The organism is Vibrio sp. B1FIG11, assembly GCF_905175335.1.
Taxonomy (GTDB): domain Bacteria; phylum Pseudomonadota; class Gammaproteobacteria; order Enterobacterales; family Vibrionaceae; genus Vibrio; species Vibrio campbellii.
This window is the reverse complement of record NZ_HG992752.1, coordinates 1251615-1268984: the sequence shown is the minus strand read 5'-3', so window position 1 is coordinate 1268984 and position 17370 is coordinate 1251615. Positions and strand designations below refer to the sequence as shown.

At 46.0% G+C, this 17370-nt stretch carries 16 protein-coding genes; 10 read left to right on the top strand and 6 right to left on the bottom strand.

Features of this window, described 5'->3' with window-relative positions; all coding sequences use genetic code 11:
* The first annotated feature begins 16 nt into the window (after positions 1 to 16).
* Complete coding sequence (locus KHO06_RS22505; protein WP_005441333.1) at positions 17 to 331, top strand: multidrug efflux SMR transporter; 315 nt, start codon at positions 17 to 19, stop codon at positions 329 to 331.
* Positions 332 to 420: 89 nt separating this feature from the next.
* On the opposite strand, the gene KHO06_RS22500 is transcribed toward KHO06_RS22505, so the two are convergent.
* Complete coding sequence (locus KHO06_RS22500; protein ID WP_212582563.1) at positions 421 to 1320, bottom strand: DMT family transporter; 900 nt, start codon at positions 1318 to 1320, stop codon at positions 421 to 423.
* Positions 1321 to 1471: 151 nt separating this feature from the next.
* Here KHO06_RS22500 and KHO06_RS22495 point away from each other — a divergent pair, with 151 nt between their 5' ends.
* The 4 genes from KHO06_RS22495 (at position 1472) to KHO06_RS22480 (ending at position 4515) form a co-directional block, all read left to right on the top strand.
* A complete protein-coding gene (locus tag KHO06_RS22495) occupies positions 1472 to 1924 on the top strand; it encodes an NUDIX domain-containing protein (protein WP_212582562.1) in 453 nt (150 codons plus the stop codon).
* Positions 1925 to 1937: 13 nt separating this feature from the next.
* Positions 1938 to 2498: a GNAT family protein gene (locus KHO06_RS22490; RefSeq protein ID WP_050918722.1), complete on the top strand. Its 561-nt coding sequence runs from the start codon at positions 1938 to 1940 to the stop codon at positions 2496 to 2498.
* A 65-nt stretch (positions 2499 to 2563) separates the two neighbouring features.
* On the top strand, positions 2564 to 2974 hold the full coding sequence (locus tag KHO06_RS22485) for a GNAT family N-acetyltransferase (RefSeq protein ID WP_005426918.1): 411 nt from the start codon (positions 2564 to 2566) through the stop codon (positions 2972 to 2974).
* Between the two features lie 128 nt (positions 2975 to 3102).
* Positions 3103 to 4515 carry a coniferyl aldehyde dehydrogenase gene (locus tag KHO06_RS22480; protein WP_212582561.1) on the top strand — a complete coding sequence of 471 codons (1413 nt, stop codon included), beginning with the start codon at positions 3103 to 3105 and terminating at the stop codon, positions 4513 to 4515.
* 126 nt (positions 4516 to 4641) lie between these two features.
* Here the strand turns inward: KHO06_RS22480 and KHO06_RS22475 are convergent, their stop codons facing one another.
* Both KHO06_RS22475 and KHO06_RS22470 read right to left on the bottom strand, forming a co-directional pair.
* Positions 4642 to 7359, bottom strand: coding sequence for an SO2930 family diheme c-type cytochrome (locus KHO06_RS22475; protein WP_212582560.1), 2718 nt, complete (start codon positions 7357 to 7359; stop codon positions 4642 to 4644).
* A gap of 45 nt (positions 7360 to 7404) precedes the next feature.
* Entirely contained in the window at positions 7405 to 8691 is a 1287-nt protein-coding gene (locus KHO06_RS22470; RefSeq protein WP_212582559.1) for an outer membrane protein transport protein, read from the bottom strand.
* 468 nt (positions 8692 to 9159) lie between these two features.
* Here KHO06_RS22470 and KHO06_RS22465 point away from each other — a divergent pair, with 468 nt between their 5' ends.
* Positions 9160 to 10137: a ribonuclease Z gene (locus tag KHO06_RS22465; protein ID WP_212582558.1), complete on the top strand. Its 978-nt coding sequence runs from the start codon at positions 9160 to 9162 to the stop codon at positions 10135 to 10137.
* 87 nt (positions 10138 to 10224) lie between these two features.
* On the opposite strand, the gene KHO06_RS22460 is transcribed toward KHO06_RS22465, so the two are convergent.
* The gene (locus KHO06_RS22460) at positions 10225 to 10704 is read right to left on the bottom strand and encodes a YbaK/EbsC family protein (protein WP_009699021.1); all 480 of its coding nucleotides are present in this window, start codon (positions 10702 to 10704) and stop codon (positions 10225 to 10227) included.
* 129 nt (positions 10705 to 10833) lie between these two features.
* Between KHO06_RS22460 and KHO06_RS22455 the strand changes: the two genes are divergently transcribed.
* The 3 genes from KHO06_RS22455 to KHO06_RS22445 all read left to right on the top strand — a co-directional run bounded on the left by KHO06_RS22455 (position 10834) and on the right by KHO06_RS22445 (position 13413).
* Positions 10834 to 12375, top strand: a complete 1542-nt coding sequence (locus tag KHO06_RS22455; protein WP_212582557.1) for a glutamate synthase-related protein — start codon at positions 10834 to 10836, stop codon at positions 12373 to 12375.
* Between the two features lie 113 nt (positions 12376 to 12488).
* Positions 12489 to 12941, top strand: coding sequence for an antitoxin Xre/MbcA/ParS toxin-binding domain-containing protein (locus KHO06_RS22450; RefSeq protein WP_005426938.1), 453 nt, complete (start codon positions 12489 to 12491; stop codon positions 12939 to 12941).
* Position 12942: 1 nt separating this feature from the next.
* Complete coding sequence (locus KHO06_RS22445; protein WP_005447071.1) at positions 12943 to 13413, top strand: RES family NAD+ phosphorylase; 471 nt, start codon at positions 12943 to 12945, stop codon at positions 13411 to 13413.
* A 320-nt stretch (positions 13414 to 13733) separates the two neighbouring features.
* On the opposite strand, the gene KHO06_RS22440 is transcribed toward KHO06_RS22445, so the two are convergent.
* Positions 13734 to 15581 carry an acyltransferase family protein gene (locus KHO06_RS22440; RefSeq protein WP_212582556.1) on the bottom strand — a complete coding sequence of 616 codons (1848 nt, stop codon included), beginning with the start codon at positions 15579 to 15581 and terminating at the stop codon, positions 13734 to 13736.
* Positions 15582 to 15834: 253 nt separating this feature from the next.
* Between KHO06_RS22440 and KHO06_RS22435 the strand changes: the two genes are divergently transcribed.
* Positions 15835 to 16110, top strand: a complete 276-nt coding sequence (locus KHO06_RS22435) for a nitrogenase-stabilizing/protective protein NifW (protein WP_005426751.1) — start codon at positions 15835 to 15837, stop codon at positions 16108 to 16110.
* A 148-nt stretch (positions 16111 to 16258) separates the two neighbouring features.
* Here KHO06_RS22435 and KHO06_RS22430 read toward each other — a convergent pair whose 3' ends face one another.
* A complete protein-coding gene (locus KHO06_RS22430) occupies positions 16259 to 17359 on the bottom strand; it encodes an alkene reductase (protein WP_212582555.1) in 1101 nt (366 codons plus the stop codon).
* Positions 17360 to 17370: the final 11 nt, after the last annotated feature.

Sequence of the window (17370 nt, the reverse complement as noted above, 5' to 3'; positions counted from 1 at the left end):
CATTTGGAATCTCTCAATGGCTTGGGCAATTCTTTTTCTTGCTGGTCTATGCGAAGTCGCATGGGCGGTCGGGCTCAAATACACGGAAGGTTTTAGTAAGCTTGCACCATCAGCATTCACTATTGGGTTTATGGGGTTAAGCTTTTGGTTACTGGGTATCGCGCTTAGAACGTTACCGCTAGGCGTTGCTTATGGGGTTTGGGTGGGTATTGGCGCGATAGGCACCGCAATTGCCAGTATCTATTTATTTAATGAGCCGGCCACGCTAATCAAGCTTATCAGTTTACTGCTCATTGTTGCGGGTATCGCGGGTTTGAAGTTCGCTGCTTAGCGCTACAAATACAGCCAAAACAAAAGCCAGAGTGATGCTCTGGCTTTATTGTTTTTCGATAAAACGAAACGTAATTAGAAGGGCGATTGCTATCGTTTTATAAACGGCAACTTGAGATGCTGACCAAATACGTTGATCAGCGCACCTGTCACGATTAATGCGCCACCTAAGTATGTCCACGCCGAAGGTAGTTCACCAAAGAAGACGATGCCCAAAACGACAGAGAAAATGATCTGAACATAAGAATAGGCTGATGCTTTTCCGGCTTCTTGTGTTTGCATTGCCTTTGTTAATCCCAACTGTCCTATTTGCGTAAAGACGCCGACCAAAACGAGCATCATGGTTAGATACAAATCTGGCATGACGAATTGATCACCAATCAAAAGAATCGATGCAGGCAGCGCCACTAATGGGAAGTAAAAGATGATGACAGAGCTGTCTTCTGTCTGGCTCAGCTTACGAACGATTACGTACGCAATGGAGCTACCAAACGCACCTAAGATAGCGATCATAACACTGAACATGGGTAATGCATGCTCCGCGTCTGGACCGGTTTCTGGTCTCACCATGACGTATACCCCAAGTAAACACAGGGCGATACAGATAAACGTCGAAGACTGGATACGCTCTTTAAGGAAGAAAACCGCAAGTAAGGCAGTAAATACAGGGTGGATGTACTGAAAAATGGTCGCTTCCGCGAGAGGTAGCGTTGTAACGGAATAGTACACACACATCAAAGCCATGGTTCCAACAGCACCGCGAGCAAAGAGCAATGGCTTATTATTACCCCAAACAGAAATGCCTTTACGTTTTACATCGAGATAGCTGATCACAAGCGAAACCAGTGCCCTTGCTGCTACGATTTCAAATACAGGAATGCCGTGTAAGCTAACGTGCTTTACGGTGGCAGACATCAGTGCAAAACCAAAAGCGGACAGCACCATAAAGCGCACGCCAATCGGAATCATTGAGTTGAGAGAGTTAGGCATCTTACCTGCTCGTTTATTGCGGGGGATCGCACTTTAGCACACTAAACTGGTAAAAAGATCAGCGCTTTGTGATTAGGGCTCCGAATCTTCATGAACCAAGGTAGACTGTGCCGTTCAGATATAAAAACAATAAATACATAAGGAGAAAGGGATGATTCCTATTCAAGCAACGCATGTGTCTGGTGTGGTGATTTCCGAATTCGACGGCATAAAGAAAATGCTGTTGTTAGAGCGAGTCAAAGGTGGCTATTGGTGCCATGTCGCTGGAGGTGTGGAAGAGGGCGAAACTGGCTGGCAAACCATCGTACGAGAGCTTAAGGAAGAAACACAAATCGAAGATGTAGAGCTTCATAGCGCAGATTTTCTAGAGCAGTTTTATGAGGCACACAAGAATCGAATCATGGTCATTCCTTGTTTTGTTTTGTTCTGTAAGCCGAATCAAACGGTAACGCTAAATCATGAGCACACCGATTACCGCTGGTGCACGTTGGAAGAAGCAAAACAGCTCGCGCCATTTGCCAATCAACATCAACTTTACGAGCATATATGGAAGCACTATGTTGAGAGCGAACTCACGCCATTCACTTTGATTAAGCAAAGTTAACTGCGGAACCACTATGTACCAAGGTTATGAACAACATCAGGCACTGCAAATTTCAGAGCGAATTTCCATTGAGCCTCTGCTGACTAAGCATGCCGCTATCTTACTCTCGGCGGTTAATGAGAGTCGGGAGAGTTTATCTCAATACCTACCTTGGACAGATTGGGTTACGAACCGCAGGGAAGCCGTTGCGTATATTTCCCAACGAATCAATTCCAATGCTCTCGATGCTTATTGGTTTGCGATAAACCTAAATCAAGAGTTTGTGGGAGTGCTGGGCATCAAAGGTATCGAAACACAAAGCAAAGTGACTGAGATTGGATATTGGTTGGCAGAGAAAGGTCGTGGTCATCAAATTATCGACCTGGTCTTGATGACGTTAGTGCCACTGATTCAAGAGAGAGGCAATGCTAACGTTATCCAGTTCCATTGTATGGAAGACAATATACCAAGCATCAAAATTGCAGAACGTGCTGGTGCGATATTAAAGGAATACGTTGAACATGATTTTGAAACCCTAGATTCTTCTCAACGACTGGGTATTTATGAGCTGGATCTGGCTACAATAAGTAATTGAAAATATTAGCTTAAAATTCGTTGCGGCGATATAAAGGGATAAGTGAGCTGGAAAGGAAAAGAGCAATGGAAATAAGCATTAATACCATTACGTGGCAAGATGCGATGCCAATTCGCCATCAAGTACTATGGGCAAATAAACCCATCGAACATTGCCAAGTAGAAGGCGACGAGGAAGCGGAGCATTTTGGCGCATTCGTCGACAACGTATTGGTGGGGGTGGCGTCGATATACCGAGATGACAATCAAGCTCGATTGCGCAAGTTTGCTGTCTTGCCTGAGTATCAAGGGCAGGGCATTGGTTCGTCCATGATTCGATGTGTGTTAGAAAGCTTTAAGTTTTCACCTGTTGAGTATTTCTGGTGCGATGCGAGAGAATCAGCACTAGCGTTTTACGAAAGGTTTGGGATGCAAGTTGAAGGTGAGCGCTTCTACAAATCTGACGTTCCTTATTACAAAATGAAGCTTGCGCTTTAACCAGAGCAAATCTGAGTTTGAACTCTAACTTCCTTATTGCGTTAATAGTCAGAATGTTGCCCTTGTGTTAACTTTGAATCGTACATAAGTGCGACATTGCCCTTGATTGGGTGCACAAGGAGAACATCATGAATGCGATCGTCGACGTTGAAGTTGGTCAACTGCTGCAACAAAAATTGGATAAGCTCAAAGCCGCATACAATGCCGAACCTTATCCGATCTTAGAGGTAAGAAAACAGAAGCTTAACCTTCTTAAGCAGACTATCTTGAATAACCAGCAAGCGCTGGTGGAAGCCTTAAGTGCCGACTTTGGTTACCGCTCTGAATTTGATACGGCAATGACGGATGTATTGCCGACGGTTGCCCAGATCAATTACACCCTCAAACGCCTCAATAAATGGTGTAAGCCAAGTCGTCGTCATGCAGGTTTGTTGCTTGCTCCTTCAAAAGTCACCGTTCAATACCAACCGGTTGGCGTAGTCGGCATCATCTCTCCATGGAACTTCCCAGTCATTCTAAGTTTATCGCCATTAGTGACTGCGCTTGCTGCGGGTAACCGAGTGATGATGAAACTCAGCGAATTCACCCCGATGACCAACAAAGTGATTTCTGAGATTTGCCGAGCGTTACCTGAAGATGTTGAAGTCGTAGAAGGCGAAGCGGAAGTTGCACAAGCGTTCAGCAAGTTGCCATTTGATCATCTTCTGTTTACCGGCTCAACCAATGTTGGTCGCGCGGTTGCTCGTGCTGCAGCGGAAAATTTAACCCCAATTACGTTGGAGCTCGGTGGTAAATCTCCAGTCATCGTGGCGGATGACGCTAACTTGAGTAAAGCGGTTGATGCGATACTGTTTGGTAAGTGCATCAATGCCGGACAAATCTGTGTTGCGCCAGATTATGCCTTTGTACCCGAGGGAAGAATCAACGAGTTTGTCGCACTGTTTCTACAACGTTTTGAAGCGCTGTACCTCAAAGGCCAAAACGACCAAGGCTTTACTCATATCATCAATCAACGTCAGTACGACCGCTTAAAGGCAGTATTGGAAGATGCCAAAGTCAAGGGAGCAGAAATACACACCGTGTCCGAGACGAGCGCAGAAGGCCGACTATTATATCCGCACCTAGTGACCAATGTTTCGCAAGAGATGACCATTATGCAGGAAGAGATTTTTGGTCCTCTTATGCCAATCAAGCCTTACCGTGATATCCAAGAGGTCATAAGTTACATCAATCAGAATCAACGCCCACTTGCGCTGTACATCATGTCAGAAGATAAGAGTGTTATTGAGCGAATTACCCGTAATACCCACAGTGGTGGGGTTGGGGTGAATGACACCATCTTGCACGTCGGCGCGGAAGACGCGCCATTTGGTGGTATTGGTGAATCTGGTATCGGTCACTACCATGGCGAAGAAGGCTTTAGAACCTTTAGTCACGCCAAAACTATTCTAAGTACACCAACGTGGTTACCGCGTGTAGGAATGTTGATGGAGCGTCGTGGCATGGCAATAAAAGCATTACAAAAGTTCTTTATGCGTTAACGCTACTGACATTGGAACACCCAAGAATAAGAAAACCGCCCAGTGAGGCGGTTTTTGTTTGTTGTTAATTCGTATTATTGAAACAGTGTTAATGGCTACCTAAACATCCGGTAGCCATTGAATGTATTACTCTACACAGTTCCAGCCTGTGGTATCAATCGAGTTAATCCAATCCGCAATTAACTGAACACCTTCATCGTGAACAACGTGTCTGCCTAGTTCTGGCATCATATTTCCGTTGTCGACATTGATGCGGTAGTGCAGCACAGAGTTTTCTGGATCACCTGGTACAATCACGTACGGAGATGGACCTTTGTGGAAGGTGATACCACGAGCACAAATGCCCATTTCACTGATACCTTCACGCCAGTATTCAAACTTGAATGGATTACTCGCCGCTTTGCCTTCGGTGCGGTGGCAGTGCGCACAGTTCACATCAAGGTACGCTTTGGCGTAATCCAGTAGCTCAGTATCCGTTAGATTACTTGCTCCCGCTTCGGTATCAAATACAGGGGTTTTAGGTAAGTTCTCTGGCGTATCTGGTAAAGCTTCTGTAAATAGCCCCAGCGTTTCCCAATGTACAATTTGGTTGACTGGCGAGCCATCAGAGACATCCTGGACACTGTTTAGGTTACGTGCTTTAGGACCAATAGGAGAGAAACCTTTTGGTTGTGTGTTACCAGTAGGATCGGAGACATCAGATTCTACTTTGTGACACAAGGTACACTCATTTCGGCTTGGTACTTCATAAGTTAAATTAAGCGTTTCGCCGTTATGTTCTAAGCTGCGCTCAAAGGGTACTGATACCGCAGTCAGGTAAGCGTCGGTTTTGTCTTCGTTCCAGACGTAAGGCAGGGCAATCCAACCGCCGTCACGACGAATCAATAGGCGAGTCTCAATGAGCTCTTCGTTTTCACCACGGGCATTCTCAGTGCTCGAAGGCAGCGCAAAGGTTTTAATCAACACGGTACCGACTGGGAAGTCGAACACCTCTTGCTCACGATAGCTTGCTGAAGCCTCGTTCGGCATCACTACAAAGCGGTATTTGCGTGCGTAGTCAGTAAAGAGTTCAACGTTCATCTCATACAAAGTACCTTTCGCAGATGCCGCTAGGTTGAGGTTTTGTGTTGGATCTTTCGCATCTTCAAACAGATTGTATTGCGACAAGCTCACACAGTTTTCACCGTATGTCGCGCTTTCACGAGTAATCGCATCCCAGTTAATACCCGTTACGTTATCTAGGGTACAGCTTGCGTTGCCGACGATACCGTTTGGTGTATCTGGATTATCAGGATCCGTCGCTCCGTCTTCGGTTTGATTGTAGCCATACACCACGCCATTAATTGTGACGGTATTGATGTCTAATGGCGCTTTAGAATCGCAACCTGCGGTAAGTAGCGTAGTTTGCTCGTTCTCGTATAAGAAATCTGCATTGGCTGGGTTTTCCGCATAACGACCAATTGCGGTTGGGTCCATGTTATCAACCAACACACCAACACTTGCGCCATTATTGACTAAGCAGTTGCTGTCTGCATCGGTAAACTCAGTAAGGTAATTCCAGTTGGTTGTTCCTGTCATACCGTTGAGCGCATCACGCAATGGTGCAAACATTTGTGAACGAATCAGTGACTCACCTGCACCATCGTAAAACAGAGCAGGGAAGGCTTGATGATTTAACGTATACGCTAAAATCATATCTTCAATCAGGGAACCATTTGGATTGGCACCTGTGTTGGTAATGGTGTTGTCGTGGAAATACATGTTGGTCGGAACAGGGTTCCAGCCCTGCATAACGGCATTGCCTTCAGATGTCCCATTGAGTGGGCTGTAAGCGTTGGGATCGCCGTTCACCAACAAGTAACTCGTCATAGCAAGTGCCATTGAGTCGTGGTTAGTAATCGTGTTGTTGAAGAACTCGCTATTACGTCCGGACAGAATAACGACACCAGTACCAGGAGGGACGATGCCTACCACACCACAGCCGCCAAGCCCATTTTGACAGGTGGTATCGACGTAGTTCTCTAAGTTGTTGTCACGAATGACGTTATCAAAGATGCGTACATCATCAATTAAGCGACCAATAGTGGTCGCGCCCGGTAGGTCAAATAGCAGCACACCGCCCGTGTTTCCGAGCGCTAAGTTGTTGTAGACATCCACATTCGAACTGTTTTCTATCTCTATACCGGCGATGTTCTTTTCCGCTACGTTGTCACGGATAACCGCACCGATGGTTTGACCCACATAGATACCCGCGTCGGCACTGCCGTAACTCCATGTATCTTCAATCAAGACGTTTTGAGATTTTACGGGATAGATGCCGTAGGTACCGCGTAGGTTACCATCTTCGTCACGTGCACGAGGCACTTCGAGCCAAACCGCCCCGACATCACGAATAATGATACCTTCAACCCCGTCAGCTTTAAGACCGTTCTTAGAGGCTTCTGCAATTTGGAGATCGGATACGGTGATATTTGAACCACCACTGATGGCAATACCATCTTTGCCGTCCACACCACTGAAGTCGAGGTAGGTTTGGTTGATACCTGCACCACGTAACACGAGGTTATTCTTCGAATCGACCGTCAATTGATTGTTCATTTTGAAACAACCGGCGGGCAGTGTTACCACGCTGTTGTCTTCGGCAAGTTCGACCAGGTTTTCAATCGCGGTGACTTGTTCCGCGCTCGCCCATTCCTGACCGTTGCCACATAATTCTGGTGTACCGTATTCAGATAATTCATAACCGCTAGAGGTTTGCGGTTCGTCATAATCGTCACTGTTACAACCCATCAAAAGACTGGAACTGATGAGTGCAGCGACAACCGTTTTGTTTATTCCGTGCATGATTTGCTTCCCTGTAATTAGTGTTATTGACTCAGTCAGGAATAATTAGAAAGAGTGGTTGTATTGGATTCCGTATATGTAGGCATCACCTTCGGAGCGATAGGCGATATCCACGCCCGGTAGAGCGTGAGGCTCAAGCGGTTCAGTGAACGTGACTTCTTCGGCATCAATAAAGGTGAATCCAAAGTCGATTCGGCTGTTTTGATTGAAGGAGTAGGTGGCACCAAAGCTGTAATTGATTCGGTCGGAATCTGGCAAGCTGATGCTCTTGTCGTTCACGTTAGGCGTTTCGTCGTAAGCAATACCAGCACGCAGTGTGAAGGATGGGTTGAGTTGGTAAGTTGCCCCAAACGCATATTTGAAGGAATTCTCGAAGTTCTCATCCTTTTGCAGAACTTCTTGTCCATCTACGGTGGCGCGGATTTCCTCAAACACATCCCAACCCGTCATCATCACACTGTAGTGAATAGCCAGTGGATCGGTAATCTGATGGAAACCAGAGAACTCAGTAATGCTCGGCAGGTTTAGGGTTAGGTCCCCCGTCACGGTTTGACCCGGCATCGAAATCGCACTTGGGATGTCTGAGTAATAATCGCCTTCGAAATCCACATCCACTTTAGAGCGATAGCTTAATCCGAAACGGTGCTTCTCGTTGACCTCCCAAAGTGCGCCGAGGTTAAAACCGTAACCCCAGCCATCACCATCGAGTGATTTTGCCACGTCGGTGCGTGCAAAATTTGCGCCCGTATCAGCATTAATCGCATCGGCAAGAATGCCCAGTGTGCGCGTGAGCTTGGCTTTACCATAAACAATGCTAGCACCAGCACCGACACTGAACTCGTCATTGATTCGGTAGGCGATGGTAGGGTTAAAATTAATGGTTTCTAAACTGGTTTCCCCACCAATCGGTCCGGCTAAATAGTCATCAGGGTATTCGGTTGCCAACCCAAAGTCAGTGAAGATACCAAGCCCCCAGGACCACGAGTCATTGATTGGGGCAGCGATATAAAATGATGGCACAACCACATTGTCAACGACGTCATTGTTGGTTAGCTGATTATTGAAGGATTCTGAAGGTCCGTTACCGGTTACGCGAACCTCTGGCATGATGTAAGCAGCACCTACGGACAATTGGTAAGAATCGAACATTGCAATGGCAGCAGGGTTATGGGCAACCACCGATGCGCTGTCTGCTATGGCGGCTTCGCCTGCATTGGCACGCCCTAGACCTGCGGCAGAATGTTCGGATAATTGAAACCCAGCTGCGTATAATTTAGGGGAGCTGAGCGCTATAGCTATTGCAAGCGCGAGTTTTGCATTCCTTGTCTTCATATCACTCTGAAACTCCATGTGTTTTTAGGATGCGTTTTAAATAAAAGTGCTTAATAACCTATACAGGGGGTGAGTAGGTTATTCATTAAACACTCAGCTCAAGCATAAAAACAATTAACATAGTTGTAACATTGAATTTCAAGATTTGTTATTTCCATCTCATATAACCAATGGTTTGTATTTGTGTTTATAACTATCTGTAAATGTTATAGTTAGGCTCGGTTTTTATATTGTGTATGTTTTACTAAATATCCTTATGATGTTTGATGTCCACTCAAAAAATGTGGCTTAAGTGTTATAGAATAGCGAATGGTAATAAATGCGTTTTGGTACAAATGTTTTAAACAGGTGTTTAATTGGTATTTGAGGCTTAGTGCTCTAATCGGTGAGAATCATACAATTTATCACTGGATCGAATGCTAAACTTTATGAGTAATTAGAGCTTTTACTTAAGGAATGGGAAGTCATATGGAGCTGTATTTCTTAGGAACGTCTTCTGGGGTTCCGACTAAATCCCGTAACGTTTCTGCGACTGCTTTGCTGGAGAGCAAGGGGAAAGGGTGGTTTCTGATTGACTGTGGAGAGGCGACTCAACACCAGTTGCTCCACACTCCGTTATCACTTAATTATTTACAAGCCATCTGTATTACTCATATTCATGGCGACCATTGCTATGGCTTACCGGGCTTGCTCGCCAGTGCAGGCATGAATAACCGCAAAGATCCTCTGACGATCATTGCACCAGAGGGGATTAAACAGTGGTTTGAAGCGACTCAATCGTTCACCAAACTCTATCTACCATTTGAACTTCACTTCATTGAAGTCGAGCAGTTTGATTCGATTGAAATTGGTCAGTTTACGATTACTGCTACCGCACTTTCTCATCGCGTTCCTAGCTTTGCTTACTGTTTTGAAGAGTCAACCATTCGAATGTATCCAGACATTGACAAGCTTGAGCAATCAAACATTCCGAGGGGACCAATCTGGGGAGAACTTGTCCGTGGCAATGATGTGGAGTACCAAGGTCAAACCCTAATGAGTAAGGCGTTTACTAAGCTTGCACATCCACCGAGAAAAGTGATTATTTGTGGTGATAACGACAAACCAGAAACGCTCGATAGTCTAATTGAAGGCGCGCACCTGTTGGTACACGAATCAACGTATTCAGAAGCGATGAAAGAGCGAGCGGGAGAAGTTGGTCACGCCTATTCCTCACAAGTCGCCAGTTATGCGCAGGCAAAACAAGTCCCGAGCTTGATTCTCACTCACTTTAGTCCTCGCTATCAATTTAGCCCTGAAGCGGAAGTGTCGATCGAGCAGATTCGGAAAGAAGCTCAAACAGCTTACTCTGGTCATCTCTTTCTTGCTCACGATCTCGCGCATTATCGAATTGACAGGGCGGGTTTGGTTGAGGAGATTAAAGACGCTGAAGATAAGAACGAATAAAGGCTCTTGTCGCGAAAGCAATTTAAAATGAAATCGTCACAACAAGAGCCAACATGTTCTAGATACCGCATTCATTGCAGCTTAAGACTAATGAAATACCTGACTACTAAAGCGTAGAAAACGACTTTCTCCCATCAGTTCACGGAACGCTTCTTTATCCAACTTAATCAAGGTTTCGTGATCGCCTGCTTCCAAATACACATGCTCTAAATTGGCGAGCATTTCATCGCAAATGGTTGCCATGTGATAAGCGCTACCCACTGGAGGTATCGCACCGTTATCGCAATCGGTAAACAAACGATAGACTTCTCTTTCTTTGATTAAATGGAAAGAGGCGTTGAGCTCGTCATTCAATCGAGACAAGCTGATTTTATTATTCGCAGGCAAGACAGCCATCATATGACGACCTTGGTGATCTTCCAAAATCACGCCTTTTGCCAAGTTATTGAGAGGGATGCCCGCTGCAACACCGCTTTGCAGCGAACTATTACTATGACTGTGGTTCACGGTTTGAAAGTGAATATGGTGCTCAGTCAAATAGTGGTCGAGCCGGGTTGACATGGTCATGTTAGCCTCCAGAGTGTTGAGACCCACATAAAGTATAGGTAAATCTCTATTCCCCTGACGCTTTACTTGAGCTGTTCTACGCTTACTGAAAGCCAACCACAGAGTATGGCATTGAAAAAGGGAAACAAAATGAGCAAACCAGTAATAGCGGATAACAAACCCATCAAAGTTGAGCTTGTGCAAGGACAAGAATATTACTTTTGTCGATGCGGGCGATCTAAGAACCAACCTTATTGTGATGGCTCCCACGCCGGAACCGATTTTAAACCCATGAGCTTTGTCGCCGAGAAGGATGAGGATGCGTATCTGTGTCAGTGTAAGCACACCGCAAATGCGCCTTTCTGCGATGGTACGCATAAGCAGTTTACCTCTGAGCAAGTGGGACAAGAAGGTCCGGGTATCCAGGCAGGAAATAACGAGATCCCGATTGCAGTGGCGACGCAAGAAGAACCCACGGTTGAGTTTATTCACCAACTGGCAAGAGAAGGGCTATCAAAGTTAGGGCACCATGGACCGATGACGGCGATGGGTGTGCCGAGAGACCAATTGCCACATTGGGATGACCTGCAAATGATGGTCGCACAAATGGCAACCAAACCTTTGATGGAGGATGTGCCAGTCAAAACCGAATTGGTAATTGGTCCAAAAGCGAAGAAGCCGCTGGTGCTAAAAATTCCGTTGTTTGTCTCTGACATGAGCTTTGGCGCGTTATCAGAAGAAGCCAAAATCTCACTCGCGAAAGGTGCGGAGTTAGCCGGAACCGGAATTTGCTCCGGAGAAGGTGGTATGCTGCCAGAAGAACAAGCGGCAAACTCCCGCTATTTCTATGAACTGGCGAGTGCGCAATTTGGTTACGACGAATCTAAGTTGCTCAATGTTCAAGCTTTCCACTTTAAAGGTGGGCAGGGAGCAAAAACAGGGACTGGTGGTCATCTTCCTGCCAATAAAAATGTGGGCAAAATATCGCAAGTGCGTGGCATTCCCGAAGGGCAATCTGCGATTTCACCACCGACGTTTAAAGATCTGCATACCGCAGAAGATTTCAAAAAGTTTGCAGATCGGGTACGTGAAGTGACAGGTGGTATCCCGATAGGCTTCAAGCTCAGTGCAAACCATATCGAAGAAGATATTCAGTTCGCACTTGATGCCAGCGCGGACTACATCATTTTGGATGGTCGTGGAGGAGGTACGGGCGCAGCGCCTGCTATGTTCCGTGATCACATCAGCGTGCCAACCATTCCCGCTCTCGCTAGAGCAAGACGCTACCTGGATGCCCAAGGTGTGAGTGACCGCGTCACGTTAATCGTTACGGGTGGACTGCGTGTTCCAATGGACTTTGTAAAAGCGATGGCGCTCGGGGCAGATGGCGTTGCGATTTCTAACAGTGCGATGCAGTCGATAGGTTGTGTAGCCGCGAGAATGTGCAATACCAACAATTGTCCAGCAGGCATTGCAACACAAAAGGCCGACTTAAGACAGCGGTTGAATGTGGATAAAGCGTCGGTTCAATTGAAGAACTTCTTTGAAGCCTCGGTTGAGTTGATGCAAGTGATGGCAAGGGCGTGTGGGCACGATGATCTTAGCAAGTTTAATCACCACGACCTCGCCACTTGGAGTCGCGATATGGCGTTGCTTTCTGGGGTGAAATACGCAGGCGTAGACAAGCCTTAACGTTTCTCTTGCTCTGATTAGCGCCTGTTTTACTGTGGCTGCAATTTGTGCGATTGATAATTGAGCTCATATGGACCATAATATTAAGACCACTTGGTCTATAGGAGCTCAGTATGGCAACGGCAACATTAAAAAGCTTTAAACCGAAGCTGCCTCATAAGGCAAACTTCTGGTTTATGCTGGGCATTGAAGATGCCGAAACCGGTCGTACCGATGCGGTTCATAAAGGCTTTGAGCCAAAGGTATACCGTAATATCGTCGAGCGTGTGAAGCTTTCTCAAAGCGAATTCCAACACGTCACATTGATCCCGGTGAGCACCATCAAACGTCGACTCAAAAACGAAGAGCGCTTCAACACGCAAGAGAGTGATGCCATCTATCGTTTAGCGATGCTACTTAAACTAGCAACAGAACTGTTTGATGATGAAGAACGCGCACTAGGTTGGATGCGAGAGAATGTTTATGGTTTGGGTGGAAAGCGCCCACTAGACATGGTGTCAACCACGGTTGATTTTGAAATCGTCAAAGATTTGATTGGACGACTAGAGCACGGGGTATTCTCGTAATATGAAGCTCTATCGACTGACTCAAAAGAAGTTCTCTGAGTCTCCATTTAGCCCAATCGGTGCCAAGCTATACGGCGGGCGATGGAACTCTAAAGGAACCGAAGCACTGTACTTTTCTCAATCCGAATCTCTCTGCTCGTTAGAAGTTTTTGTGCATGTAAACAACGATCCGGCGATCACCAAGCTTTACGATTTGTATCGTATCGAGATGCCGGAATACTTAATTGCCGCACTGGATGAAGAAGACTTACCGGTCACTTGGCGCTCCATTCCTGCTAGTGAATCCACACAATACATTGGTGACCAGTTTCTCAACGATCCGCACCCTGAGTTTGCTGCACTGCAAGTGCCCTCGACAATTTCTCCTCGTGACAACAACTACGTCGTCAATCCAAATCATCCCAAGATGAAAGACATCCTGAAGAAAGCAGAGAAGCTTGATTTTGCTTTCGACCCAAGAATCTTCAAATAAAAAGCTCAGAGACTAGGGTCTGTTGATTTTTTGCGGTTAAATTTTGTTCGAGATAGAATCGTTTTAGGCGCGGCAAGAAGTATGTAGCTTAGTCATTCTAAGTAAATGCTTCTTAACAAAGCATAAAACGATTCTAGCCGAACTCTTCGGGCAGCCTTTGTGCTTCATTTCTACTGCGTTATCGGCTTTTCATGTAGGCTAGCTACACTTCAAAGCCTCTGTCTTGTAGAAATTTCCCACAAAGTGCTGCAAAAATCAGCTCAAAAGATCAACAGACCCTAGATTAGCGCTGAGCTTTTCTTTCTCTCTTTTCCATTGGGTTAATACTGAGCAGTTAACTGTTGATTGCTCATTACTTCTTTCTGGTAGCTGCCTAATACGATCTCTGCGCCTTTGTAGGATAGGTGGTTCGCATCGGTGTACATGGCGTTGTTATCGCCTACCTTCATTGCACATTTGCCTTGCTGACAGATGTAACTTGTAAGGTCGACAAACTCCACATGTTCAAATTGCTCAAAATAGTGACCCAACCTAGCCACGCGATGTGGGTGTGATTGCCTTGGCGTGAAGTCACATTCATTGCCAGTGTTGTCTCCAAACAGTCGCGCTTTCCATAAACATTCACCAATGGCATGCGGTGCGGAAGGTGTTGGACCAAAGACCAGAACTTCTCGGTCTTCTAACTCGTTCAAAAGGCGAGTGAGCGAAGCTTGGTAGTCTTGTTTGGATAGCTCTTTATTGAAGTTAGAAGAAATCACTACGCGACGGATAGAAGGGGTATTCAAAATGGTTTCTATTGCATCAGTGAAGAAATTGCTGCAAGACAATTGGTTTGCACCTGAAACTTTATCGACATAGCCAACCGCGCAAGAGTCTTGCGTAAGCTGAACAACCCCTGTTGGTGTATCATTCGCGAGTTGCTGAACAAAGACCATGCTATGGCTGTTACCCAATACAGCGACAGTAGGCTGGGAAGATGAGGAGCAGGTGTCATTGATGCCGGTATTACCGTTACATGCGATGCCGTAGCCGTTGTTCACGCGCATGGCTTCGAAAAACGCGCTACGGTCGGGAAAGCCTCCGTTTTTATGGCCGACGACACCAAAAGCAAGCAGTGGCAGGGTAACTAATACAAGTGAGGTAGTAAGTGTGCTCATGCCGATTTTCTTGCGGCTACGGAAAGGCTTTTCAACAAAGCGCCAAGTTAGGTAAGAAAAAGCAAATAGAGCGACAAGATAAAACGCGAGACTGAACTCTTGTCCGGCAGTGAGTACGTATCGATAAAAGACCAGTAACGGAATATGCCATAGATAGAGGCTGTAGCTAATTAAACCGACAAAAACGACCGATTTGAGGCTTAGAGCTTTACCAAGCGTGTTGTCTTTGGATGAGAACAAGATGATAAGCGCGGTACCAATCACAGGGATTAACAGCATGAGCCCGGCGCCATCTTTTGATTTATCAAACAACAAGGCGGAGGCGAGAACTAGGGTTAAACCAATCATAGCTAAGGTGTTGTTGGGCTTGATGACGGTTTTACGCATCACTAGAGCAATCAGAGAGCCTGCCGCCAACTCCCAAGCCCGGGAGAAAATCATGTAAAAGGCGAAATCAGGATCACCACTGGCGTGCCAAATAGTCATCAAACTTAGTGCAAATACTGCGATGAAGAAGGTGAGATAAGACATGAGCTTGCCACGTGCCAGCAACATAAGCAAAAGAGGGATCACAATGTAATATTGCTCTTCGACACCTAAGCTCCAAGTATGAAAGAGTGGGTTGGCTTGCTCTTCCAGCCCAAAATAATTGTGGCCTTTGAGGTACAGCAACACATTAGAAGCGGACAGAATAGAAGACACAGAAAACTCACCAACTTCTTTATGAGCGTGGGGAAGGAACAACCACCAAGAGAGTAAATAACACACTGCAATAACGAGCAGCAGCAAGGGCAGGATCCTACGAACACGGCGCTCGTAGAAATCGGAAAGGCTGAATTGGCTCTTATCTAAATCGTTTATCACAATAGTGGTAATTAAATAGCCGCTGATAACGAAAAACACGTCTACGCCAATAAAGCCACCAGCAAAGGCCTGTATGTCTGCATGGAAAAAAATCACCAATAGGACCGCAATCGCTCTTAATCCATCAATCTCTGCTCTGTATGTCATTGCCTTTCTCCCTAGTCAACGACATACCTAACGCAAAATGCGCACCAAAATTCGGTCGTTGAAAATCAGAGTCTTAGAGGCGGTTATAAGGATGAGAACAGTTTTGCAGGGTGGCTTCTTATATTGATTTTCATTTTGAAAACAGAATGCTCTCTGTTTCTAGCAAAATGATGTGCTACGGATGTAAATCAAAGATCAGTTGAACGGAAGTTTTTATACTCGGAGCTAAGTGAACAAACTCAGAAACGAGGCTATGAGCCAAAACGACATTCAAGCTAAGATTGCCAGCTTTACTTGTATCGAAGAAGCTTTGGATTACTTCGATATTGGTTTTGATAGCCGCTTTATTGATAAACACAGAGTGGAGTTAGTGAAGCGCTTTAATGGCTATTTGATTCTGACTAAGCCTGAAGATTGGTTTTCGGCTCGCCGTGCATTAAAGAACGCATACTGCAAGGTGCAACGTAGTTTACTGGATAAAACTACACGCTCAGCTTGTCGTGGTTGCACTTCTTGTCAGCGTCGTTAGTACGCATTTCAACAGCGAACAATAATGTCAGTCAGCTCTGAGCGCTAAAAAACAAACCCCGCAGATGTACTCAAGCGCATCTGCGGGGTTTTTGTCTATTCAACTTGCCTATTAAAATAAGTGGGCTGAACTAGGCAAGCTCAACGGTTTAGTTTGTTTGGTAAGTTGGGTAATCCAACAGACCTTTTTCGTTACCACCAAACAGCGTCGCAGGATCGTGAGCTGCTAGCGGGTAATCGTTCTTGATACGGTTCGGTAGGTCAGGGTTTGCGATGAACGGACGACCAAAGCCAACCATATCTGCCAAGCCACTTTCTAGGGCTTGAGCCGCTTTATCTGTGTTGTAGCGACCAGCGTAAATGATGGTGCCCTTGTATGCTTCACGCACGGCTGTTTTGAACTCAGCAGGCGTGTCTGGTGCGTCATCCCAGTCTACTTCCGCAATGTGCATGTAAACGACGTTTAGCTTATTAAGCAGTACCGCAGCAGCTGTGTAAGTTTCTACCGGTGTTTTATCTACAGTACCGTTTAGTGATGTAAACGGAGCCAGACGAACACCAACGCGATCAGCACCAATCGCTTGAGACATCGCTGCAACCACTTCACCTAAGAAACGCAGACGGTTTTCAACCGAACCACCGTATTCATCTGTGCGGTTGTTTGCTTCAGAATCAATGAACTGGTTTACAAGATAACCGTTTGCAGCGTGCAGCTCGATGCCATCAAAGCCCGCTTCGATCGCATTCAATGCCGCTTGACGGTACTCTTCGATAACCACTTTGATGTCTTCTATCGTCATCTCACGCGGTTCTACCACGTCCACAAAACCAGGTTCATCCGTGCCGTTATCAATAAACACTTTCACGTTTTCTGCTTTTAGTGCAGAAGAAGAAATTGGCTGCTCGCCACCGATGTTGTCAGGGTGAGTCACACGGCCTACGTGCCAAAGTTGGGCGAAGATCGCACCGCCTTTTGCGTGTACTGCGTCAGTGACTTTTTTCCAGCCTGCGATTTGCTCTTGGCTGTAAATACCCGGAGTCCAAGCGTAGCCTTGACCCATAGGTGAAATCTGTGTGCCTTCTGCAACAATCAAACCCGCAGATGCGCGCTGTGCATAGTATTCAGCCATCATGTCGTTTGCGACATTACCAGGTTGGCTTGCACGAGAGCGAGTCATTGGCGGCATAACGATACGGTTCTGAAGGGTTAGAGAACCAAGTTGTACAGGTTGAAACAATGTATCTTTCATGACTAACCTCG